This window comes from Mesorhizobium silamurunense (assembly GCF_014843905.1).
In the GTDB taxonomy this organism is placed as follows: Bacteria; Pseudomonadota; Alphaproteobacteria; order Rhizobiales; family Rhizobiaceae; genus Mesorhizobium; species Mesorhizobium silamurunense.
Window position 1 is genome coordinate 128,505 of record NZ_LPVS01000061.1, and the last position, 22,398, is coordinate 150,902.

Here is a 22,398-nt window from a genome sequence, read left to right on the forward strand (position 1 = left end):
AAGATGAGCTACACCAATTTCACCCTCGACATCGACGCCGACGGCATCGTGCTCATCACCTGGGACATGCCCGGACGCTCGATGAACGTCTTCACCGAAGAGGCGATGCGCGAGCTCAATGCCATCGTCGATCATGTGACCGGCGACGCCGCCATCAAGGGCGCAGTCATCACGTCCGGCAAGGACAGTTTCTCCGGCGGCGCCGACATCACCATGCTGCAGAAGATGCTCGCCACCTTCGCCGCGGAAAAGGAGAAGGACCTCGAAAGGGCGACCAAGGCACTGTTCGACAATGCCGGCTATATGACCGGCCTGTTCCGCAAGATCGAGACGTGCGGAAAGCCGTGGGTGTCGGCGATCAACGGCACCTGCATGGGCGGCGCCTTCGAGATGTCGCTCGCCTGCCACGGCCGCGTCGCTGCCGATTCCGACAAGGTGAGGATGGCGCTTCCCGAGGTGAAGATCGGCATCTTCCCGGGCGCCGGCGGTACCCAGCGCGTGCCGCGGCTGACCGACCAGCAGCAGGCGCTGCAGATGCTGACCACCGGCCAGAATCTCACGCCGCAGAAAGCGAAGTCGATGGGCCTGATCCACGACATCGCCGAACCGAAGAAGCTTGTCGAGACCGCCAAGGCGATGATCAGGAACGGCCTGAAGCCAGTGGCGCCCTGGGACGAGAAGGGCTTCAAGCTGCCCGGCGGCCCGATCTATTCGGCGGCTGGCGCCAATCTCTGGCCGCCGGCCATCGCCATCCTGCGCCGCGAGACCTATGGCAATTATCCGGCCGCTGCCGCGATCCTGAAATGCGTCTATGAAGGCCTGTTGGTGCCCTTCGACACGGCGCTCAGGATCGAGCAGCGCTACTTCACCGAAATCATGCAGACCAAGGAAGCGGCGGCGATGATCCGTTCGCTGTTCGTGTCGCTGCAGGAACTGAACAAGGGCGCGCGCCGCCCGGCCGGCGTGCCGGACACCAGGTTCAAGAAAATCGGCATCCTCGGCGCCGGCTTCATGGGCGCGGGCATTGCCTATGTCACGGCCAAGGCCGGCATTCCGGTGGTGCTGCTCGACCGCGACATGGAATCGGCCGAGAAGGGCAAGGCGCATTCCGACGGCCTGATGGCGGACCAGGTGAAGAAGGGCCGCGCCAAGCCCGACGAGAAGGACAAGCTCTTGTCGCTGATCACGCCGACGGCCGACTATGCCGACCTCGCCGGCTGCGACCTCGTCGTCGAGGCCGTCTTCGAGGATTCGGCGGTCAAGAAGCTCGCCACCGAGCAAGCGGAGGCGGTGCTGAAGTCCTCGGCGATCTTTGCCTCCAACACCTCGACCATCCCGATCACGTCGCTGGCGAAGAACTCGGCGCGGCCGAAGAATTTTGTCGGCATCCACTTCTTCTCGCCGGTCGACAAGATGATGCTGGTCGAGATCATCCTCGGCAAGAAGACCGGCGACAAGACGCTGGCAGTCGCGATCGACTTCGTGCGCGCCATCAAGAAGACGCCGATCGTGGTCAACGACACGCGCGGCTTCTACGTCAATCGCTGCGTGCTCCGCTATATGTCGGAAGCCTACAAGATGCTGATCGAAGGCGTGCCGGCGGCGATGATCGAGAACGCCGCCAAGGCCGCCGGCATGCCGGTCGGACCGCTGGCGCTGACCGACGAGACGGCGATCGATCTTGCCCAGAAGATCATGAAGCAGACCATCAAGGATCTCGGCGAGAAGGCCGTCGATCCGAAGCAGATGGCGCTGATCAACACCATGGTCGACACGCATGGCCGCTTCGGCCGCAAGAACGGCAAGGGCTTCTATGACTATCCCGCCAAGCCGGCGAAGAAGAAGCTTTGGCCGGGCCTCAATGATCTCTATCCGCAGCTCAAGCCGGAGAAGGTCGACTATGAGGAGTTGAAGGAGCGCCTGCTGGTCACCATCGCGCTTGAGGCGGTTCGCGTGATGGAAGAAGGGATCGTCACCGATCCGCGCGAGGCGGATGTCGGCTCGATCCTCGCCTTCGGCTTCGCCCCCTTCACCGGCGGCGCGCTCTCCTACATCGACGGCATCGGCGCCAAGCGCTTCGTCAAGATCGCCAAGGGCCTGCAGAAAAAATACGGTGCCGAGTTCAGGGCGCCCAAGCTTTTGCTCGACATGGCCGAGAAGGGCGAGACCTTCTACCAGCGCTTCGACCCTTACCAGAAGGGCGAGGTCAGGAAGGCAGCCTAACGCACCAGCCATGTACGTGTAGGCGCGCATGATGGCCGCGGCGGCTCGCCGTGGCCCTAAAGCATGTCTCCCGAAAGTGGGACCGGTTTCGGGAACATGCTTGAAATCAAGAACTTAAAGCATGTCGCCGGACGACAAGATTCAATGCGCAAGCCCGCGTTCAGCCGACCTTAAGCAAATCCAGCTAATCCAAAAATGCCGGGCTGGGCTCGCAAATCGGTCGCGCCCGCTCTCCGGCGTGGCTTAGGGGCAGGGGCGTGGGCAACATCGTCGATTTCATCACCGGCCTTTTCGAGGTCTGGCGCGGCCAGGGGAGCGATCCTGACAAGCAGTGCGTCTTTTCGTTCCTGCTCCTGCTCCTGGCAATCGATATCGCTCGCAAGGGTTGGCTGCTTTCCTGGTCGCGTCGCGCCGTCGAAAGCGCCGCGGCGACGCTGGCCATTTTCCACATCAACATCGTGCTCGTCCCCGCAGTCTGGCTGCTGTCGGAACGGCTCAAGGCACTTTACGACCTGCTCGGCATTCCGAGTGTGCCGAGCACGGTCTGGGCTGGTCTGCCAGTCTGGATGCTCGGTCTGCTCGCCATACTGGCGCACGACTTCGCCAACTATTGGAACCATCGCGTCATGCACATGAAATGGCTTTGGCCGGTGCATGCGATCCACCATTCCGATCCGGTGGTCAACGGGTTGACGACGTACCGTGTCCACGCGCTCGAAATGCTGGTAATGTGGGGTTCATACACAATCCTGCTGACCTGGCTTGGACTGCCCGCCGATGCCATGGGCATTGGCGCGGTGATCCTCGTGCTCCACAACGTCTATGTCCATGTCGATGTCGATTGGGGCCATGGCCCGCTGCGGATGCTCATCGCCTCGCCGCGCTTCCATCGCTGGCACCATGCCAATGAGCCGGCGGCGTACGGCAAAAACCTCGCTAACGTGTTCCCGTTCTTCGACTGGATATTCGGCACCTATCGTGTACCGGGGTCGTGCGGTGTCGCCATGGGAGCGGACGGGGTACCGTCCAACGACGTCGTGCGGCTGACGTTATGGCCGTTGCTGGAATGGGCGCGGCTGGGGAGGCAGCGGCTGAAAGTGCTGCGCACCTCGATCGGCGGGCTGGGGCAAGACACCGGCCTGGCCGAGCTCGGCACTCTCGACACCAACGCCGACTGACACGGAAAACGCCATTGGTCGGCGCGAAGGCGAGCCAGGCCGCCGGCCCATTCTGGCACGTTCGCGTATGGCCCGCTATCGAGGCCGGACCGGAGCAGAAAGTCGTTCTGCCGCCATGGTCAACCGGCCGACGCCGGGCCGAGAGGATCGAGCCTGATCAATCCTGCGGGAGTGGACGACTTTCTCTTCAATCTGCGGTTCGCGCCGATGGACAATCGGATGGCCGCGCGCTAGACAGCGCTGAGGCATTTTTTCCTGTTTCGAAGGAGAGCGGACTTGCTCTCGCACGATCGCGTATGGGCCGCAATCGACGCTCTTGCCGAGCGCTATTCGCTGTCGGCTTCCGGTCTCGCCAGGCGCGCGGGCCTCGATTCGACCGCCTTCAACAAGTCCAAGCGCCTGTCTTCCGACGGCCGGCCACGCTGGCCCTCGACCGAATCGCTGGCCAAGATCATCGAGGCCACCGGCGCCTCGCTGCAAGAATTCACCGTGCTGGTCGAAGGTCGCGGCGGCCCTGCCGCGCCGCAGCCGCGCATAGCCGTGCCGCTGCTTGGCTTTGCCCAGGCCGGCGCCGGCGGCTTCTTCGACGATGCCGGCTATCCCTCGGGACAGGGCTGGGATCTGGTCGAACTTCCGACGCGGGCGGCGGAAACCTCCTATGCGCTGAAGGTCCAGGGCGATTCCATGCTGCCGCTCTACCGCAACGGCGACGTGCTGATCGTCGAGCCGGGCGCGCCGACGCGCAAGGGCGACCGCGTCGTCGTCAAGACCACTGAAGGCGAGGTGATGGCCAAGGTGCTCGATCGACAGACCGCGAAGTCGATCGTGCTGGTCTCGCTCAATCCCGCTCACCCGGACCGCGACATCCCGATGCGTGATGTCGAATGGGTGGCGCGGATCGTCTGGGCAAGCCAGTAGGTCCGGGCTGGTGCGGGTTCTCTATCTTGCCCTCGCGCTTCTCGCGGTTCCGGCGATGGCGGCGCTGGTTATCGCCGGAGGCCGCTCGCTGAAAGGCAGCGAAAGCGTCGTCACGGTCGACCAGATCGACCCCACCGCCGATATGATTCCGGGGCAAGACGCCGGCGCGGCGCCTCAGGAACCGACGACTGCGGAGCCGGCGACCTCCGCCATTCTGGAGCCGGCTGCTCCTCAGCCACCGAGGCCGGCGGCTCATTCGCGGGCGATCGATCCCGAAGTGGTGGCGCCGCCCGAGCTTTCCGAGGAACTACTGGAACGGGTCGAACCGCGCGCGCCGCTCAGCGATCTGGCGCTGGCCGGCCCGCTTAAGCCGCCCAAACTGAAAATGCCCGACGACTGGAACGGCACCAAGCTGTTCCAGCCGGTAGCCACCGCCGCCGGCTTCATCGAGGCGAAAGGCTACGCGGTTGCCATCACCGGCATCGACGTCGTCAAAGCGGACGAAACCTGCAGCGACGAAGGCAAATCCTGGGCTTGCGGCGCGCGCGCCAGGACGGCGTTCCGCGCCTTCCTGCGCGGGCGCACCGTGGTCTGCACGGTGCCGCCGGAGGGCAGTCGCGACACCATCTCGGCCGAATGCCGCGTCGGCAACAAGGATATCGGTGAGTGGCTGGTGGAAAACGGCTGGGCGCGCGCCGCGCGGGGCGGCCCCTATGTCGAGGCGGGCTCCAAGGCGCGCACGGCGAAGAAGGGTATCTTCGGGCCGGCGCCGGACGTTTCCGGCCTGCCGCCGGTTCCGGCAGCCTCTCGCCCGGCGCCTGCCGCACCGAGCTCAATCCTCGAAGAGGTCGATGGCGTGCTCAGGCCGCCAGCTGACCAGCCAGCGCCCGCTCAATGAGCGCGCGCGTCTCCGTGATGCCGTAGAGCGCCGCGAAGGAGCCGAAGCGCGGCCCGCGTTCCTGCCCGATCAGCACCTGGTAGATCATTTGGAAGAAGGCGACCGACACGCCGGGGCCGCCTTCCGGGCTCTGCTTGGAATGGTCCTGGTAGCGCTCGATCCGCCGCGCAACGTTGAGCGCCGCGTTCTGGATCGCCTCGCCGTCGGCGCCTTGATGCAAAGAGCCGAGCGCTTCCGAGAGCTTCGCCAGCGCCTCGCGCTCCACCTCGTCGGCGGCGCGATAGACCTTGGTGGGCTTCACGAAATCGTCGAAATAGCGGATCGCATAGCCGGTCAGCCGGTCGAGCTCGGGATGCGTCTTCGGCGTCACGCCCGGCGCATGACGCGAGATGAAGCCCCACAGCACCGCCTTGTCATGCGCGTTGGAAGCGCTGACCAGATTGAGCAGCAGCGCGAACGGCACCGGCAGGTCGATCGCCGGCGGATTGCCGTCATGCATGTGCCAGACCGGGTTGCCGAGCCGCTCCTTCAAGTCCTGCCGGAGATAGGCTGAGAGGAAAGCGTAGTATTCGTCGACCGCCTTCGGGATGACGTCGAAATAAAGCTTCTTGGCCTGCCGCGGCCGCTGGTACATGTAGAGGCCGAGGCTCTCGGTCGGTGCATAGGTCAGCCACTCGTCGATGGTGAGGCCATTGCCCTTCGACTTCGAGATCTTCTGGCCGTTCTCGTCGAGGAACAGCTCGTAGACGAAATGCTCCGGCGCGCGGCCGCCAAGGATGTTGCAGATGCGGTCGTAGATCGCCGCATTGGTCTGGTGGTCCTTGCCGAACATCTCGAAATCGACGCCGAGCGCTGCCCAGCGCATTCCGAAATCCGGCTTCCACTGCAGCTTCACCTTGCCGCCGGTGACGGGCAGCGTGGTCTCGGTGCCTTCGTCGTCGAAGGTGATGGTGCCGGCCTTGGCGTCGACATGCTTCATCGGCACGTAGAGCACGCGGCCGCTCTTCGGCGAGATCGGCAGGAACGGACTGTAGGTCGCCTGGCGCTCCTCGCCGAGGGTCGGCAGCATCACCGCCATGATCTCGTCGTAGCGCTCGGCGGCGCGCAGCAGCACTTCGTCGAAGCGGCCCGACTTATAGTACTGGGTCGCGCTGGCGAACTCGTAGTCGAAGCCGAACGTGTCGAGGAAGCGGCAGAGCATCGCGTTGTTGTGGTCGGCAAAGCTCGCATAGTCGCCGTCGAAGGGATTGGGCACCGCCGTTAGTGGCTTGTGCAGATAGGGCTCGAGTGCCGCGCGATCCGGCACGTTGTCCGGAATCTTGCGCATGCCGTCCATGTCGTCGGAAAAGCACAGCAGCTTCGTCTTGACCTTGTCCCCGGTCAGCACCCGGAAGGCGTGCCGCACCATCGTGGTGCGCGCCACCTCGCCGAAGGTGCCGATATGCGGCAGGCCGGACGGGCCATAGCCGGTCTCGAACAGGACGGTCTCGGGAAAATCCTTGTCCTTGTAGCGGGCAATGATCTTCTTGGCTTCCTCGAACGGCCATGCCTTGCTTTCGGCTGCCGCCGCAAGCATCTCGGGATTGAGATCGATGATGTTTGATCCCGTCATGTCACTTTCCAGGGCATGTGCCGGCCAAGTCATGTGTCGGCTTGGCGGCAGGCGAAGATTTTTCACCCGGTCTCTAGGCGCGACTGGCCGGAGCGTCAACGATTTGCGGCGGTTTTCCTTGCGGCGCCACAATGACGCTCTTACGTTGGGCGCCAACTTCGGTGCATGTCGCCAAAAAGTATGCAGCAGTTTTTTGCGAAGACGACATGCAGTTTCAAGGAGTTTTGAATGCCTTCACTGACGCCGCACGAAGCCCTGATCTACCTGATGGTCATCACGTCGGCCTCCGATCGCGACATGACCGATGTCGAGCTGGCGCGGATCGGGGACGTCGTCCGCTCCTGGCCGGTGTTCGTCGATTTCAACCAGAACAGGCTGGTTGCGGTGTCGCAGGAGTGCCAGAAGGCGCTGCATGACAAGGACGGGCTGGAAGGCGTCCTTGCGCATGTCGCGGCGGCGCTGCCGGAGCGGTTGCGCGACACCGCCTATGCCGCTGCTTTCGAGGTTGCGGCCGTCGATCTCGAAATGCGCATGGAGGAGGTGCGGGTGCTGCAGCTCATCCGCCTCAAGCTCGATCTCGACACGCTGACCGTCGCCGCGATCGCCCGCGCGGCGAAGGCGCGCCTGCGCACGCTGACCTAGGCTTTGTCGATATTCAGGTGATGCCGGCCTGCGAATGGCGGCTTCCTGCGCTTCCGGCCTTCGCCGGCCGAAGCACTCATAAGTGGCGTGGCAGTTAAATTAAGGCTACGGCCGGCGCAGGCCGGTGCTCACGTACGTTAAGTACGCTCCGCTCCGGTTCTCGGAATCCACCATTTTCGGCTCGGCCTGACCTGAAGCCCGACAAGCCTTGGCCTGTCGCTTCGGTATCAGAAGAAACTCACCGGGAAGTAGCGTAGGTAGAACTCGGCGAACGTGCCCTTGATCGAGATTTCCTGCAGCGCGTAGTCGAAGGCGGCCGCCAGCGCCGGGTCGCGCGCCCTGGTCGCGATCGCCATGCCCGAGCCCAGATATTCGGGCGCCAGATACGGGCCGCCGGCGAAGCGGCAGCAGCTGGCGGCATCCGAGCCGCCGAGCCAGAAGGCAAAACGCATGCCGTCGCCGAAGGCGACATCGATCTTGCCGGCCTTGAGGTCGGCGTAGAGGTCCTCGGGCTTGTCGAAGGGCACGACCTGCACCGTGCTGAAATAATCGCGCAGCATCTTCTCATGCGCCGAGCCGGCGATGACGCCCACCCTTTTGCTGCGCAGCTTGTCGAGGATCGGCTCGGTGAAGGCCTTGGCCTTCGGCATGATGAAGCGCGCCGGGAACTGCAGGTAGGAACGCGAGAAGGCGTATTTCTCGCGGCTTTCCGGCGTCGCCGCGATGCCGGCGATGATCGCCTCGCCTTCGCCTTTCTGCAGCGCGTCGTCGAGCTCGTTCCAGGGCAGCGCCTGGATCTGGCATTTCTCGACGATGCCGAGTTCGGCGCAGATCGCCCGCGCCAGGTCGATGTGGAAACCCGACAGCCGGCCTGAGCCGTCGAGGAAGTTGAAAGGCGGAAAATCGGTGGTGGTGAGGAACCTCAACCTCGGCAGCGCGGAAAGATCGGGCTTCGGCAGCCGCTCCTTGGCATCCCACAGCACCGGAACCTGCGGCTCCGCGGCCTGAGTCGCGCCGGCAAGCAGCAACGCCCCGATCAGCGCCGACAGCAGGGCCAGAAATATCCACCGGAAAGTCACGATAAGGCTCCGCCCAGTCATGTTCTAGGCTTTTCGTATGAAAATGGCGCAGGGACAACGGTTTTTGATTCCAAACGGGCGAATTAGGCGTATGGTTTAGCACATCTGCAAGTGGTAGCGCGCGCCGGCAACGGGGGAGGTCACCGGCGTCACGAAGAAGCTTGCGATGCGGGGGTTGATGGCGAATGGTGGTTCGGGCATCTACCATCGGTGATCAAAGCAGAAGCAACATGGGGTAGATGTTGCGATGAGCATGTTCGATAGAACTCTGGAATACATAGATCAATTGCAGCACGCCAACACTGCTGCGGCGGTGTGCGAGCGCCTGCTTGGCGTCACCTCGAATTTCGGGCTGACGGCGCTGATGGCCGGAACCGTGCCGCAACCCGGCACGCCGCGCGGCCGGCAGAAGGACCATGTGCTGCTCTGCGACTGGCCGGGCGAGTGGCTGGAGCGCTACGTGGCGCGCAATTATGTCGACCATGATCCGGTCGTCAGCCACATGAAGCAATTGCAGGCCCCGTTCCAGTGGCGCGAGGCCTCGCAGGCCATCGTCATCGACAAGAGCAGCGACGAGGTCATGGGCGATGCCCGCGAGTTCAAGCTGCGCGACGGCCTCGCCTTTCCGCTGGTCACGCTCGACGGCCAGATCGTCATGGTCTCGCTGGGCGGCGAGTCCGTCGAACTGTCGGACGTCGAATTCGGAATGGTCTCGTTGGTATCCACCTACGCCATCGGCCGCGCCATGCAGCTCCACACGATGGCCGGCAAGGTCGTCGATCACATTGAGTTGACGCCGCGCGAGCGCGAATGCCTGCAATGGGCGGCTGTCGGCAAATCCGAGTGGGAGATTTCGCAGATTCTCGGCATCTCGGAGCACACCTCCGAGAAACACCTTCTTAACGCCAAGAGCAAACTGGGCGCCGCCAATCGGGTGCAAGCTGTCGCGGAAGCGATTAGACGCGGCTATATTAGCTAGGTCGGGCGTGCCGACCTAGAAATTCTTGCCCACGCGATCGTGCAAATTTTCGGAAAATCCGCCTTATCTTCTTAGGCATTCGAGACGGCTAATGCTTTCTTAACGCCAAAAGCAAACTGGGCGTTGCCAACCATGTGCAGCAGTCGCGGAGCCGATTAGGCGTCGCTATATTAGCGAGGTCGGCCGTGCTGGCCTAGAAATTCTTGCCTACGCGATCGCGTAATATTTTCGGGAAAGCCCGGCCGTATCTTCCTCTTAAGCCCAGGAGACGGCTAATGCTTTTTTCCCTCACCACCCAAGAATTGATGGAGCGCCCCGACCTCTGGGAAGCGGTTCATCGTCTGCGCTACAAGATCTTCGTCGAGGAGATGGGGTGGACCGATCTCGAACGCCCGGACGGCCTCGAGATCGATCAGTTCGATCATGAGGAGGCCGAACATCATCTCGTCATCCGCAACGGCGAGCTCGCCGGCTATCAGCGCATGCTGCCGACGACGCGGGCGCACCTTCTGACCGATGTGCTGACGGACCTTTACGAGGGGACGCCTCCCTCGGGGCCGCATGTCTGGGAGCTGACCCGCTATGCGGTGGCGCCGGGCTTCCGTGACGGCAAGCGCGGCGTCTCGACGGTCGGCACCGAGCTGATTGCCGGTTTCGTCGAATGGGGCCTCAAGCGCAACGTCAACCAGGTCATCATCGAGTTCGAACCGATGTGGGTGCTGCGGGCGCTGCAGCTGCACTTCCTGGCGACGCCGCTCGGTTACCAGCGCACCTATGGCAACCAGCAGGTCGTGGCGACGCTGCTCACCTTTACCGAGCACACGCTGAATGTGGTGCGCCAGCGCCGCAATCACTTCCTGCCGGTGCTTAACCGGGGTTATCCCGGTCAGCTCGGTCTGAGGCAGGCTTCGTGATGGAGGTGGTCATGAGCTTCCATCCCGAACCGGAACTGCGCGGCCACACGCTGGTCGTCACGGTGTCCTCGCATGACGGCCGGCCTGTGCTGGACAGGCACGCCTATGCGAGCCTCGCCAGAACCTTCCACGAGGCCGCCGTCAATGACGACGTCCGCGTGATCGTGCTGCGCGGCCTCGCCGGCTGCTTCTGCCTCGGCGGCGACTTCTCGGAGTTCCTCGACGCCACCAAGCACCAGCAGCTGATCGCCGCTGTCACCGATATGTTCCGCATGCTTGCGACCTTCCCCAAGCCGGTCCTTGCCTGCGTGGACGGGGATGCCGTCGGCGTCGGCTGCACCATCCTGTTCCACTGCGACATGGTGATCGCTTCCAGAGGGAGCACCTTCAGGGTGCCGTTCGTCGATTTCGGTCTGGTGCCGGACGCCGCGACCAGCATCCTGGCACCACAGAAGCTCGGCTATGCCGGCGCCTTCCGCTTCTTCTGCCTCGGTGACACGCTGGGCGTCGACGACGCCAAGGCGCTCGGCCTGGTCGGCGAGATCGTGGAAGGCAGCGCCGAGGAGACAGCCTTGGCGCGGGCAAGGCAGCTCGCCAAGAAGCCGGTTGCCGCGCTGCTGCAGACACGTGGTCTGCTCAAGGGCGATACGGACGTTCTGTGCGACCGCATCGACCATGAGATATCGCTGTTCCAGCAGGCGCTTCAGGACGACGCCACGCTGAAGCGGCTGCAGCGGATCGCCCGCTTGGCCGCTTGAACCTGAAAGTCTCAGCGCCGCGCGCCTTGTTGGGCGCGCGGCGCTGTAACGTCGGTTTCCGGAAATACTATGTCTCCAGGAACGAGGGCCCTTCGCCGATGATCTTCTTGTCCTGTTTGCCGATGGCGTCGAGATCGCGCCCGTCATAGGGCAGCGACAACAGGATCCGCTGCATCACGGCGAGCCGCGCGCGGCGCTTGTCGTTGGCGCGCACGATGATCCAGGGCGCGAACTCCTTGTGGGTGCGCTCGACCATCAGATCCCGCGCCTTGGTGTAGTCGTCCCATTTGTTGATGCCGGCGATGTCGATCGGCGAGAACTTCCAGTTCCTCAACGGCGACCAGCGGCGGTCGTGGAACCGTTCGAGCTGCGTCTCGCGGCCGATGTTCAGCCAGAATTTGAAGAAGTGGATACCCTCGTTGCAGATCATGCGCTCGAAATGCGGCGTCTCGTCGAGGAATTTCTCGTGCTGCTCCGGCGTGCAGAAACCCATGACCGGCTCGACGCCGGCGCGGTTGTACCAGGAGCGGTCGAAGGTGACGAACTCGCCCGAGGTCGGGAAATGGTCGACATAGCGCTGATAGTACCATTGCCCATGCTCAGTCGGCGTCGGCTTGGTCAGCGCCACGTTGCGCGCCGTGCGCGGGTTCATGTACTGCCGCAGCACGAAGATCGTGCCGCCCTTGCCGGCCGCGTCGCGCCCCTCGAACAGCGCCATCACCCGCTTGCCGGTCGCCTGCAGCCAGGCCTGTGCCTTGACCAGCTCGATCTGCAGCCGCTCGAGCTCCTTGTCGTACTCTTCACCCTTCATCTTCTTGTTATAAGGATAGCCGCCGGCGGCCAGCTTGTTGTCCTCGATCCAGTCCGGAAGCACCGGGTTGTCGATGTCGAACTCGCGTTCCTTGCCGCCGATCCTGATCTTGATCGGTCCTGCGGCAGGCGCCGTTTCGGCTTCTTCCTTGGCTTTTTTCATCGAGACGAACCTTTCCAGCTTACGGACTCGTGCTATGGGAGCCTCTAAGGCGTTGCGTCCGTCTGGACGCGCCGTAGCACTTTGATTTTGCGCATGAACATTCCAGAAAATCGATTCCGATTTTTGTGGGGTCATGCGCCGGTCCGGTCGGGTGAATTTCACCGCGGAGATACGGGGCAGCGCATGGTCGATAAGGGCGCGGACCAGAAAGGCGCAACGCAAGCAGCCGTGGCCCGGCTGCGGCGCAGTCGGTGGTTGCTGGCCGCGGCCGTCGCCGCGGTCCTCGCCGTCTACGCTTTCGGCGGCTTTTCGATCTATGTGCCGCTGCTGGGCCTGGCGTTGCTGGTCGCAGCCGCAATGCTGCCCGCCGACGTCGAGCGGCAGTCCGCCGACGACGCGGCGGCGATCGAGGCCGGCGGTCTGCAGCGGCTGTCCGGCGAATATCTCGCCGCCGCCGTTGCCGATCCGCTGATCATCTTCGACCGGACAGCAGCAATCGTCCACGCCAACGCGGCCGCCTTTGCCGCCTTCGGCGGACTGGCGCCCGGCATGTCGCTGTCGCTCAAATTCCGCGCGCCGGAAATGCAGGCCTTGCTTGACGGCATCGTCTCGGGAGCCGTGGCGTCCGATGTCGTCGACTACACGGAAAAGCTGCCGGTCGAGCGCACATACCGGGTGAGCGCGTCCTCGGTCGGCCATGCCACCGATCTCTACGTGCTGGTGTTCAAGGATCAGAGCGAGGCGCGCCGCATCGACCGCATGCGCGCCGACTTCATCGCCAATGCCAGCCACGAGCTGCGCACCCCGCTCGCCTCGATCGCCGGCTTCATCGAGACGTTGCGCGGCCCGGCGCGCGGCGATCCTGCGGCGCGCGACCAGTTTCTGCAGATCATGCAGAACCAGACGGGCCGCATGGCGCGCCTGATCGACGACCTGTTGTCGCTGTCGCGGCTGGAGATGAAACCCTATCTGCGGCCGGGAACCGAGGTCGATCTTCGCCAGACCATCGATAGCGTCATCGATTCCCTCGAGCCGCTGGCCAGCGAGAACGGCGTCGTCATCGAGCGGGACTTCATCGATGGCCCGCTTTCCGTGCCCGGCGACCGCGACGAGCTCTTCCAGGTTTTCGAGAATCTGCTGGAGAATGCCTGTAAGTACGGGCAGTCAGGCGGGCGCGTCACCGTATCCATCGCAGGCAGCGAGGATGGCCAGGAAGCGGGCATCGACGTCACCATAAGAGACTATGGCCCCGGCATAGCCGAGGAACACATTCCCCGCATCACGGAGCGCTTCTACCGCGTCGATGTCGAAAACAGCCGGACCCAGAAAGGCACCGGCCTTGGCCTTTCCATCGTCAAGCATATATTGACTCGTCATAATGCAAGGCTGTCGATCAAGTCGGAAGTCGGCAAGGGCGCGGCGTTCACGGTTCATTTGCCGGCTAGCTGATCCTGTACTGGTTGCCAACCGGCAATTTCGTCTTTCTGTCATCCGGTTCGCGTATCAGCGACAGATTGAGGGAACGCACCAGCCGGCAGAAACCGGGAAGGCATATCCATGCAATCCGTCCACATAATGAGTGCCTATGACGAAGAACTGAAATTCCTGTCGAAGCGGATCGCCGCCATGGGCGGGCATGCCGAGCGTATGGTCGAGCAGGCGGTGGCGGCCCTCGTGAACGCTGATCCGGGCCTGGCACAGAAGGTCATCCAGGACGATCTTGTCCTCGACGAGGGGCAGCGCGAGATCGACGACAAGGCGATCGTCATCATCGCCAGGCGCCAGCCGATGGCGACGGACCTGCGCGAGATCGTCGGCGCCATCCGCATCTCGGCCGACATCGAGCGCGTCGGCGATCTCGGCAAGAACGTCGCCAAGCGCGTCGCGGCGGTTATCGACGGCCGCCAGCCGAGCAGTCTCTTCCGCGGTCTCGAGGCGCTGGCCAATCTGGCGCTGACGCAGCTTAAGGAAGTGCTCGACGTCTATGCCTCGCGCTCGGTCGAGAAGATCGGCTTCGTGCGCGACCGCGACGACCAGATCGACGCCATGTACACCTCGCTGTTTCGCGAGCTCTTGACCTATATGATGGAAGATCCGCGCAACATCACGCCCTGCACACATCTGCTCTTCTGCGCCAAGAACATTGAGCGGATCGGCGACCACGCCACCAACATCGCCGAAACCATCTATTACATCGTCACCGGCGACCAGATGCCGGCCGACCGGCCGAAGGGCGACAAGACCGACCAAGTGGTGTTTCCTGGCCCGGTATCGGCCAAATGACCCGATATCGGCTAAGTGAACGGCGGCCTCTCGAACGGCTTTCTGATTTAGGCTAAGCTCCTCCAGGTGCAGCGATTTTGTCAGTCACTGTCTCGGGAGGTTTGCGATGGAACAAGTTCGAAACCTGACCCCGGCCCCGCAGCCGACATCCGGCATCATTGCGTCCAGCGTCTATTCCGCCGGCAAGCGCGTGGCCGACATTACGATCGAAGAGGCAGGTGTGTGGGCGGCAAAGTCCGGCCATGTCGTCTGGATCGGCCTGCTCGAGCCTGACCGCAACCTGCTGCTCAGGGTGCAGGCGCAGTTTCACCTGCATGATCTGGCGATCGAGGATGCCGAACATCCGCATCAGCGGCCGAAGATCGAGCAATATGGCGATGCCTTGTTCATCGTCGCCCGCACGGCGCAACTGATCGATGGCCGTGTCACCTTCGGCGAGACGCATCTCTTCGTCGGCACCGGCTATATCGTCAGCGTCAGGCACGGCCCGTCGACCTCCTACGCTGCGGTGCGCCAGCACTGGGAAAGCTGCCCGTCTTCGCTCGCCAAGGGTGAGGATTTCGTCCTCTATGCCATTCTCGACTTCATCGTCGACAACTACATGCCTGTGCTCGAGCAGATCGAGGACGAGGTCGAGCAGATCGAGGACAAGGTGCTACTGAAGCCGATGACCGGCGCCGACATCGAACGGCTCTACATGCTGCGCCGCGATCTCCTGCGCCTGCGCAACGCGGCGCTGCCGCTGGTCGAGGTCTGCCGGCGGCTCACCAGCGCCGAGCTGCCGCAGATCCATGGCGCCATGCACCCGCTGTTCCGCGACGTGACCGATCACATCCGCACCGTGCAGGAAAAGATCGACAGCCTGCGCGAGGTCCTGGCCTTCGCCTTCGAGGCCAGCCTTCTGGTAGGACAGAGCCAGGAAACGGCGATCTCCAAGAAACTCGCCTCATGGGCCGCTATCCTGGCGGTGCCGACGGCCTTCGCCGGCATCTACGGCATGAACTTCGCCGACATGCCTGAACTGAAAATGGAATACGGCTACCCGACCGTGCTGATGGCGATCGCGCTGATCTGCGCGGTGCTGTATTGGCGGTTCAGGAAGAATGGATGGCTGTGAAGGAAGTGAATAGTGAATAGTGAAAGAAACTGCTTCACGCGCATGAAAATTCAGCGCACGACCATTCACCATTCACCATTCACCATTCACCATTCACCATTCACCATTCACCATTCACCATTCACCATTCACCATTCACCATTCACCATTCACCATTCACCATTCACCATTCACCATTCACCATTCACCATTCACCATTCACCATTCACCATTCACCATTCACCATTCACCATTCACCATTCACCATTCACCATTCACCATTCACCATTCACCATTCACCATTCACCATTCACCATTCACCATTCACCATTCACCATTCACCATTCACCATTCACCATTCACCATTCACCATTCACCATTCACCATTCACCATTCACCATTCACCATTCACCATTCACCATTCACCATTCACCATTCACCATTCACCATTCACCATTCACCATTCACCATTCACCATTCACCATTCACCATTCACCATTCACCATTCACCATTCACCATTCACCATTCACCATTCACCATTCACCATTCACCATTCACCATTCACCATTCACCATTCACCATTCACCATTCACCATTCACCATTCACCATTCACCATTCACCATTCACCATTCACCATTCACCATTCACCATTCACCATTCACCATTCACCATTCACCATTCACCATTCACCATTCACCATTCACCATTCACCATTCACCGATTCCGCCGCCTTTCCGCCGCCGGCTGGAACGCCACCCTTGCGTGATATTTGCAGTACGGCCCGGTCTCGCCCGCGTCGTTGCCGCAGAAGCTGAAGTCTTCCGACAGCGGATCGCCGTTCGGCCACTTGCAGGTGCGCTCGGTCAGCTCGACGAGCTGCAGGTGCCGCGAGATCGGCACCACGACGTTCTCGACCGGGCGGATGTAGTGGCGCGCCACCGGCTCTGCGTCGAACTGCACCTGCAGCGCGGTCGCGCCGATGGAAGCCGTCACATGACGTGCAGCGCTTGCGGCGCGGGCCACCGATTTCTGCATCGAGGCTCCCTGCGTCGCCTTCTTCTGGCGAGCCGGCGCGGCGGTCGCGCGGCCGCGGCCCGAGAGTTTCAGGCGATGCACCTTGCCGATGACGGCATTGCGGCTCACTCCGCCGAGCTGCGCGGCGATCTGGCTGGCGCTGAGACCCTCCGACCACAATTTCCTGAGAAGTTCGACCCGCTCGTCAGTCCAGTTCATGAGACCGCGCTCCTGCTGAGGCGTACGGCAGTCAGAATCCTTTCCCGCCCCGGCTCCCGCCGGGCAAACAACACCACATGTACCGGGTGATTAGATCCGCCGCACGAAATCTAGTTATTTCTCGACTACAATTACCTCATGCGCTGACTCGGTGACAAGAGTCCCCAGGGCAACACGATTCGGTTTTTTCGGTTTTCCCCAACTTGCCTGGCCTCTGATGAGCCGGTGTGCCGTTGGAGGCTTGCCGCGCGCTTCTGCACGACGTTTTCGTTGACTTCATGGCCGAAAAACATGATAAGCCGCAAAGGCCGCCGCATTGGCGGCTTTTTTGATTTCCGGTTCCGGAGACGCATATAATGAGCGGTTCGGCGCTTTACGAGACCTTTGCTCGCGCACCCCTGGCCTTCGATCATGGGGAGGGGACCTGGCTGGTCACCGACAAGGGCGAGCGATATCTCGATTTCGCCGGCGGCATCGCTGTGAACTCGCTGGGCCACAGCCATCCGCATCTGGTGGACGCTCTCACCGGGCAGGCCGCCAAGCTCTGGCACGTCTCCAACCTCTACGAGATCCCCGAGCAGCGCCGGCTGGGCGAGCGGCTGGTCGATGCGACCTTCGCGGACAAGGTGTTCTTCACCAATTCGGGCGCCGAGGCGCTGGAATGCGCCATCAAGACGGCGCGGCGCTACCAGTTCGTCAAGGGCCATCCGGAGCGTTTCCGCATCATCACCTTCGAGGGCGCCTTTCACGGCCGCACGCTGGCGACGATCGCCGCCGGGGGGCAGTACAAATATCTCGAGGGTTTCGGTCCGAAGGTCGAGGGCTTCGACCAGGTCGCATTCGACGACATCGACGCCGCCGAGAAGGCAATCACGCCGGAGACCGCGGCGATCCTGATCGAGCCGGTGCAGGGCGAGGGCGGCATCCGCCCGGTGCCGACGCAGTCGTTGAAGCGCCTGCGGCAGCTCTGCGACCAGCACGGCCTGCTTTTGATCTTCGACGAGGTCCAGTGCGGCATCGGTCGCACCGGCAAGCTGTTCGCGCATGAATGGGCGGGCGTCACGCCTGACCTGATGGCGATCGCCAAGGGCATAGGCGGCGGCTTCCCGATGGGCGCCTGCCTCGCCACCGACGAGGCCGCGACCGGCATGACGGCCGGCGTGCACGGCACCACTTTCGGCGGCAATCCGCTGGCAATGGCGGTGGGCAATGCCGTGCTCGACGTCGTGCTGGCCGACGGCTTTCTCGAGGATGTCCAGCGCAAGGCGCTGCTGCTCAAGCAGGGCCTTGCCGCGGTCGTCGACGAATATCCCGAGATCATCGAGGGCATCCGGGGAACCGGCCTGATGCTCGGGCTGAAATGCGCCATGCCCAACACCAAGGTGAACATGGCGCTGCGCGACCAGCATCTGCTTGCCGTGCCGGCCGGCGACAACGTCATCCGCCTCCTGCCGCCGCTCACCGTCACCGACGAGGAGATCGGCGAGGCGCTGAAGCGCATCCGCGCCGGCGCCAAGGGCCTGACCGATGCGACTGCGGCCGAAGCCGCGAAGTAATTCTGGAATTTGCCGATGAGCGTTCGCCACTTCACCGACCTGTCCGCCGTTTCCGCGGGCGACCTGCGCTCGATGCTGGACGATGCGGTGGCGCGAAAGACCAGGCTCAAGGCCGGCGAGCGTTCGAAGCCGCTCGAAGGCAAGGTGCTGGCGATGATCTTCGACAAGCCGTCGACGCGCACGCGCGTTTCCTTCGACGTCGGCATGCGCCAGCTCGGCGGCGAGACCATCATGCTGACCGGCACCGAGATGCAGCTCGGCCGCTCCGAGACCATCGCCGACACCGCCAAGGTGCTGTCGCGCTATGTCGACGCCATCATGATCCGCACCACCTCGCATGACCGGCTGCTGGAGCTGACCCAGAACGCCACCGTGCCGGTGATCAACGGGCTGACCGACGATACCCATCCCTGCCAGCTGATGGCCGATATCATGACCTACGAGGAGCATCGCGGTCCGGTGGCCGGCAAGACCTTCGCCTGGACCGGCGACGGCAACAATGTGCTGCACTCGTTGCTCGAAGCCTCGGCGCGGTTCCGCTTCAATCTCAATGTCGCGGTGCCGGAGGGCAGCGAGCCTTTCGAGAAATATGTCGACTGGTCGAAGGCCAACGGCGGCAAGGTCAGGTTTGCCCGCTCGGCCGAGGAGGCCGTCGACCAGGCCGATTGCGTCGTCACCGACAGCTGGGTGTCGATGGGCCAGGAGCATCGCGCCCGCGGCCACAACGTCTTCCTGCCCTACCAGGTCAATGCCGCGCTGATGGCCAGGGCGAAGTCGGACGCGCTCTTCATGCACTGCCTGCCGGCGCATCGCGGCGAGGAGGTTACCGACGAGGTTATCGACGGACCGCATTCGGTGGTGTTCGACGAGGCCGAGAACCGGCTGCACGCCCAGAAGGCGGTGCTGGCCTGGTGCCTGGGCGCTTGATTGGGGCCGACTTGATCCGGGGTGAGGTGATGCCTATTTGCGAGCCATCACTGAAATCGAACGCGCTTCGACCCATACCGCCTGGAAAGCGGGATGGACGCGCCCCGGAGCTTTGTCATGTTGGAAACCCGTCCATTGGCTGAACATCAACCCAAACTCGGTGAATTCGGCTTCGCCGGCGACGACCATGTCGTGCCTTACGAAGTGGCGCCGCTCGACGTGCGTGGCCGCACCGTGCAGCTCGGGCCGATGCTCGACGCCGTCCTCAGCCGTCACGACTATCCCGAACCGGTAGCGCGGCTGCTGGCGGAAGCCTGCGTGCTTACCGTGCTGCTCGGCACGTCGCTGAAGTTCGAGGGCAAGTTCATCTTGCAGACCCGCACCGACGGGCCGGTCGACATGCTGGTGGCGGACTTCAGCACGCCGCACGCGCTGCGCGCCTATGCGCGCTTCGACGCCGACCGGCTGCAAGCGCTGGTTGCCTCGGGCGAGACCTCGCAGCAGAAGCTGCTCGGCGCCGGCGTGCTGGCGCTGACCATCGATCAGGGCGCGCACACGCAGCGTTATCAGGGCATCGTCCAGCTCGACGGCACCTCGCTCGAAGAGGCCGCGCGCACCTATTTCCGCCAGTCGGAGCAGATCCCGACCGATCTCAGGATGTCGGTCGCCAAGCTGGTGACGCCGGGTCCGGGCGGCGCCCGCGAGCAATGGCGCGCCGGCGGCATCCTGGCGCAGTTCCTGCCGCAGGCGCCCGAACGCATGCGCGTGCCCGACATTTCGGGTGGCGACGGCGATCCGCGAGACGTGGCGCACGAGCCGGCCGACAATTCCTGGCGGGAACTCCTGGCGCTGCTCGGAACCATCGAGCCGACCGAGCTCATTGATCCGACGGTGGGCGCCGAGCGACTGCTCTACCGGTTGTTCCACGAGCACGGCGTGCGCGTCTTCCGCAGCGTGCCGGTTGCCGACCAGTGCTCCTGCTCGCGCGAGAAGATCCGCGGCATCCTCGAAGGTTTTTCGGCTGAGGAGATCAAGGACAGCACCGAGGGCGGCGGCATCCATGTCGCCTGCGAGTTCTGCTCGACGCAGTACGACTTCGATCCGGCTGAGTTTTCGGCGAGCGAGTGAAGAGCTTCCTTCTCCCCGTTCACGGGGGAGAAGGTGCCCGAAGGGCGGATGAGGGGCGGCGCGAACGTTTGTGGAGGTTGCGCCGGCACCCCAACGCTGTCGTCTGCCTTAAGGAGAATCTCAGAAGTTTGGCGCCGCCCCTCATTGCCCTGCCCGTCCTCCGCAGCAGCTGCGGAGGGTGGACCGGGCATTTCTCGCCGTATAGAGACGGGAGAAAGACGCTAATTCACAGTCCGCCGTGTACCCGGCATGTCGAGAGAGAAGGCGGGGATGGCGACGTCGAACGTCTCGCCGCGCCCGTTGCGCATTGTGTAGTGGCCGACCATGATGCCGGAGGGCGTCGATAGCGGGCATCCCGACGTGTACTGATAGCTGTCGCCGGGATTGAGTTCCGGCTGATCGCCGACGACGCCCGCGCCGCGCACCTCCTCGACGCGGCCGCGGCCGTCGGTGATGTGCCAATAGCGCGACAGAAGCTGCACGAACTCGTCCGACCGGTTGTCGATCGTCACCTGGTAGCCCCAAACATACCGGTTCTCGGACGGATCGGAACGATCCTCCAGATAGAACGGCCTGACCTGCACTTCGATGTTGCGCGTGACGGCGCGATACATGGGGGCACTCCGGTTGTTGCGGCAGGCAAGATTTGCCGGACTTCGTGGTTGTTACGCCAAGCGCGGCCCATCCTGCCGACCTCAAAGCGCACGTGCCGATAAACAATGTCATTTAAGTGACACATGACAATGTTGGTGTGCGCAAAACCGTGCCGGGCGACTCGGGGCGCGCTCTGTCGACTGATGAAACGGCCGCCGGCGGCCTTCCGGAGTGACCAGATCTCGATGGAACTGACTCTCGCAGCCGCCTTTGCCTCGTCAGCCCTTCTTCTTTCCAATCTCGCCGGCATCCTGCTCGCTTCGTCGCGGCTGAAGGCGCATCGCGTCATTCCTCCGCCCGCCGGCAAGCAGCCGCCGGTCTCGATCGTCGTTCCGTCGCGGGGCGTGGAGCCGTTCACCGAGGAGACGCTGAACCGCGCCTTCTCGCTCGACTGGCCGCGCTATGAGCTGATCTTCTGCGCCGCCCATGCCGAAGACCCCGTGGTTAGGCTCATCAATGCCGCGATCGCGCGCTTTCCCAAGGTTCCGGCGCGGCTGCTCGTCGGCGATGACAGGATCGGCGCCAACCCCAAGCTGAACAACTGCGTCAAGGGTTGGCAGGCAGCCCGGCACGATTGGGTGATCCTCGCCGATTCCAACGTGCTGATGCCCAACGACTATGTCCAGCATCTGATGGCGGCCTGGCGGCCGGATACCGGCCTCGTCTGCTCGACACCGATCGGCTCGCGGCCGGACGGTTTCTGGGCCGAAGTCGAATGCGCCTTCCTCAACACGCTGCAGGCGCGCTGGCAATATACCGGCGAGGCGCTCGGCCTTGGCTTCGCTCAGGGCAAGAGCATGTTGTGGAACAAGCCGATGCTCGACGCCCAAGGCGGCATCCAGGCTTTAGCCGCCGAGATCGCCGAGGATGCGGCGGCGACCAAGCTGATCAACAGCCTGGGCCTCCGGGTCAATCTCGTGGCCTCGCCCTTCGAGCAGCCGCTCGGCCAGCGCACGCTCGCCGAAATCTGGTCGCGCCAGGCGCGCTGGGCGCGGCTGCGCCGCGTCACCTTCCCGCTGTTCTTCGCGCCCGAGATTCTGACCGGTGTGGTTATGCCGCTGATTTTCGCGCTGATCGCGGCGGCAGGCGCCGGCGTCAGCCTGCCTACGACTGCGCTTTGCGTGCTGGCGATCGCCTATGTCCCGGAATGCCTGCTCGCCCGGTCCAAGGGCTGGTATCTGTCGCCGTGGAGCGTGACCGCGATGATCGTGCGCGACACGATGCTCCCCGCCATCTGGGCGCGCGGCTGGTTGGGTGGCGCCGTCGAATGGCGCGGCAACGCCATGACCATCCGCACCAAGGCAATGACCGAGCTGGAGGAGGGTATCTGAGCACGCCCAAGAGA

General features: G+C 63.3%; 21 protein-coding genes. 16 read left to right on the forward strand and 5 right to left on the reverse strand.

Annotated elements, in window-relative coordinates; genetic code table 11:
• The first annotated feature begins 3 nt into the window (after positions 1-3).
• From AU465_RS17465 to AU465_RS17480, 4 genes are all read left to right on the forward strand, one after another.
• Positions 4-2,223: a 3-hydroxyacyl-CoA dehydrogenase NAD-binding domain-containing protein gene (locus AU465_RS17465; protein ID WP_192250190.1), complete on the forward strand. Its 2,220-nt coding sequence runs from the start codon at positions 4-6 to the stop codon at positions 2,221-2,223.
• Between the two features lie 257 nt (positions 2,224-2,480).
• A complete protein-coding gene (locus tag AU465_RS36615) occupies positions 2,481-3,401 on the forward strand; it encodes a sterol desaturase family protein (protein ID WP_192250193.1) in 921 nt (306 codons plus the stop codon).
• A gap of 276 nt (positions 3,402-3,677) precedes the next feature.
• The gene (locus AU465_RS17475) at positions 3,678-4,319 is read left to right on the forward strand and encodes a S24 family peptidase (protein ID WP_192250196.1); all 642 of its coding nucleotides are present in this window, start codon (positions 3,678-3,680) and stop codon (positions 4,317-4,319) included.
• A gap of 10 nt (positions 4,320-4,329) precedes the next feature.
• Positions 4,330-5,217, forward strand: coding sequence for a thermonuclease family protein (locus AU465_RS17480; protein WP_312891274.1), 888 nt, complete (start codon positions 4,330-4,332; stop codon positions 5,215-5,217).
• On the opposite strand, the gene AU465_RS17485 is transcribed toward AU465_RS17480, so the two are convergent.
• The gene (locus AU465_RS17485; RefSeq protein WP_192250199.1) at positions 5,180-6,829 is read right to left on the reverse strand and encodes a lysine--tRNA ligase; all 1,650 of its coding nucleotides are present in this window, start codon (positions 6,827-6,829) and stop codon (positions 5,180-5,182) included. The genes AU465_RS17480 and AU465_RS17485 overlap by 38 nt on opposite strands.
• A 228-nt stretch (positions 6,830-7,057) precedes the next feature.
• On the opposite strand from AU465_RS17485, the gene AU465_RS17490 reads away from it, so the two are divergent.
• On the forward strand, positions 7,058-7,471 hold the full coding sequence (locus AU465_RS17490) for a tellurite resistance TerB family protein (protein ID WP_192250202.1): 414 nt from the start codon (positions 7,058-7,060) through the stop codon (positions 7,469-7,471).
• A 227-nt stretch (positions 7,472-7,698) separates the two neighbouring features.
• Here AU465_RS17490 and AU465_RS17495 read toward each other — a convergent pair whose 3' ends face one another.
• Positions 7,699-8,550, reverse strand: coding sequence for an ABC transporter substrate-binding protein (locus AU465_RS17495; RefSeq protein WP_376774862.1), 852 nt, complete (start codon positions 8,548-8,550; stop codon positions 7,699-7,701).
• Positions 8,551-8,797: 247 nt separating this feature from the next.
• Between AU465_RS17495 and AU465_RS17500 the strand changes: the two genes are divergently transcribed.
• From AU465_RS17500 to AU465_RS17510, 3 genes are all read left to right on the forward strand, one after another.
• The gene (locus AU465_RS17500) at positions 8,798-9,529 is read left to right on the forward strand and encodes a helix-turn-helix transcriptional regulator (RefSeq protein ID WP_192250208.1); all 732 of its coding nucleotides are present in this window, start codon (positions 8,798-8,800) and stop codon (positions 9,527-9,529) included.
• 275 nt (positions 9,530-9,804) lie between these two features.
• Positions 9,805-10,443 (forward strand): acyl-homoserine-lactone synthase, encoded by a 639-nt coding sequence (locus AU465_RS17505; protein ID WP_192250211.1) that lies wholly within the window; start codon positions 9,805-9,807, stop codon positions 10,441-10,443.
• An 11-nt stretch (positions 10,444-10,454) separates the two neighbouring features.
• On the forward strand, positions 10,455-11,201 hold the full coding sequence (locus tag AU465_RS17510) for an enoyl-CoA hydratase-related protein (RefSeq protein ID WP_192250214.1): 747 nt from the start codon (positions 10,455-10,457) through the stop codon (positions 11,199-11,201).
• A gap of 67 nt (positions 11,202-11,268) precedes the next feature.
• On the opposite strand, the gene ppk2 is transcribed toward AU465_RS17510, so the two are convergent.
• On the reverse strand, positions 11,269-12,174 hold the full coding sequence (ppk2, locus tag AU465_RS17515) for a polyphosphate kinase 2 (RefSeq protein ID WP_192250217.1): 906 nt from the start codon (positions 12,172-12,174) through the stop codon (positions 11,269-11,271).
• Positions 12,175-12,357: 183 nt separating this feature from the next.
• Between ppk2 and AU465_RS17520 the strand changes: the two genes are divergently transcribed.
• The 4 genes from AU465_RS17520 to AU465_RS17535 all read left to right on the forward strand — a co-directional run bounded on the left by AU465_RS17520 (position 12,358) and on the right by AU465_RS17535 (position 16,321).
• Positions 12,358-13,623 carry an ATP-binding protein gene (locus tag AU465_RS17520; RefSeq protein WP_192250220.1) on the forward strand — a complete coding sequence of 422 codons (1,266 nt, stop codon included), beginning with the start codon at positions 12,358-12,360 and terminating at the stop codon, positions 13,621-13,623.
• Between the two features lie 108 nt (positions 13,624-13,731).
• The gene (gene phoU, locus AU465_RS17525) at positions 13,732-14,457 is read left to right on the forward strand and encodes a phosphate signaling complex protein PhoU (RefSeq protein ID WP_192250223.1); all 726 of its coding nucleotides are present in this window, start codon (positions 13,732-13,734) and stop codon (positions 14,455-14,457) included.
• Positions 14,458-14,563: 106 nt separating this feature from the next.
• Positions 14,564-15,574: a magnesium and cobalt transport protein CorA gene (locus tag AU465_RS17530; protein WP_192250226.1), complete on the forward strand. Its 1,011-nt coding sequence runs from the start codon at positions 14,564-14,566 to the stop codon at positions 15,572-15,574.
• Between the two features lie 12 nt (positions 15,575-15,586).
• Positions 15,587-16,321, forward strand: coding sequence for a hypothetical protein (locus AU465_RS17535; protein ID WP_192250229.1), 735 nt, complete (start codon positions 15,587-15,589; stop codon positions 16,319-16,321).
• Here AU465_RS17535 and AU465_RS17540 read toward each other — a convergent pair.
• Complete coding sequence (locus AU465_RS17540; RefSeq protein WP_192250232.1) at positions 16,270-16,788, reverse strand: GcrA family cell cycle regulator; 519 nt, start codon at positions 16,786-16,788, stop codon at positions 16,270-16,272. The genes AU465_RS17535 and AU465_RS17540 overlap by 52 nt on opposite strands.
• A gap of 356 nt (positions 16,789-17,144) precedes the next feature.
• Here AU465_RS17540 and AU465_RS17545 point away from each other — a divergent pair, with 356 nt between their 5' ends.
• The 3 genes from AU465_RS17545 (at position 17,145) to AU465_RS17555 (ending at position 20,399) form a co-directional block, all read left to right on the forward strand.
• Entirely contained in the window at positions 17,145-18,344 is a 1,200-nt protein-coding gene (locus tag AU465_RS17545) for an aspartate aminotransferase family protein (protein ID WP_192250235.1), read from the forward strand.
• A gap of 15 nt (positions 18,345-18,359) precedes the next feature.
• Positions 18,360-19,271 carry an ornithine carbamoyltransferase gene (gene argF, locus AU465_RS17550; RefSeq protein WP_192250238.1) on the forward strand — a complete coding sequence of 304 codons (912 nt, stop codon included), beginning with the start codon at positions 18,360-18,362 and terminating at the stop codon, positions 19,269-19,271.
• A gap of 93 nt (positions 19,272-19,364) precedes the next feature.
• Complete coding sequence (locus tag AU465_RS17555) at positions 19,365-20,399, forward strand: Hsp33 family molecular chaperone (protein WP_192250241.1); 1,035 nt, start codon at positions 19,365-19,367, stop codon at positions 20,397-20,399.
• Between the two features lie 221 nt (positions 20,400-20,620).
• Here AU465_RS17555 and apaG read toward each other — a convergent pair whose 3' ends face one another.
• On the reverse strand, positions 20,621-21,013 hold the full coding sequence (gene apaG, locus AU465_RS17560; RefSeq protein ID WP_124996092.1) for a Co2+/Mg2+ efflux facilitator ApaG/CorD: 393 nt from the start codon (positions 21,011-21,013) through the stop codon (positions 20,621-20,623).
• Positions 21,014-21,238: 225 nt separating this feature from the next.
• Between apaG and AU465_RS17565 the strand changes: the two genes are divergently transcribed.
• A complete protein-coding gene (locus AU465_RS17565) occupies positions 21,239-22,384 on the forward strand; it encodes a ceramide glucosyltransferase (RefSeq protein ID WP_192250244.1) in 1,146 nt (381 codons plus the stop codon).
• Positions 22,385-22,398: the final 14 nt, after the last annotated feature.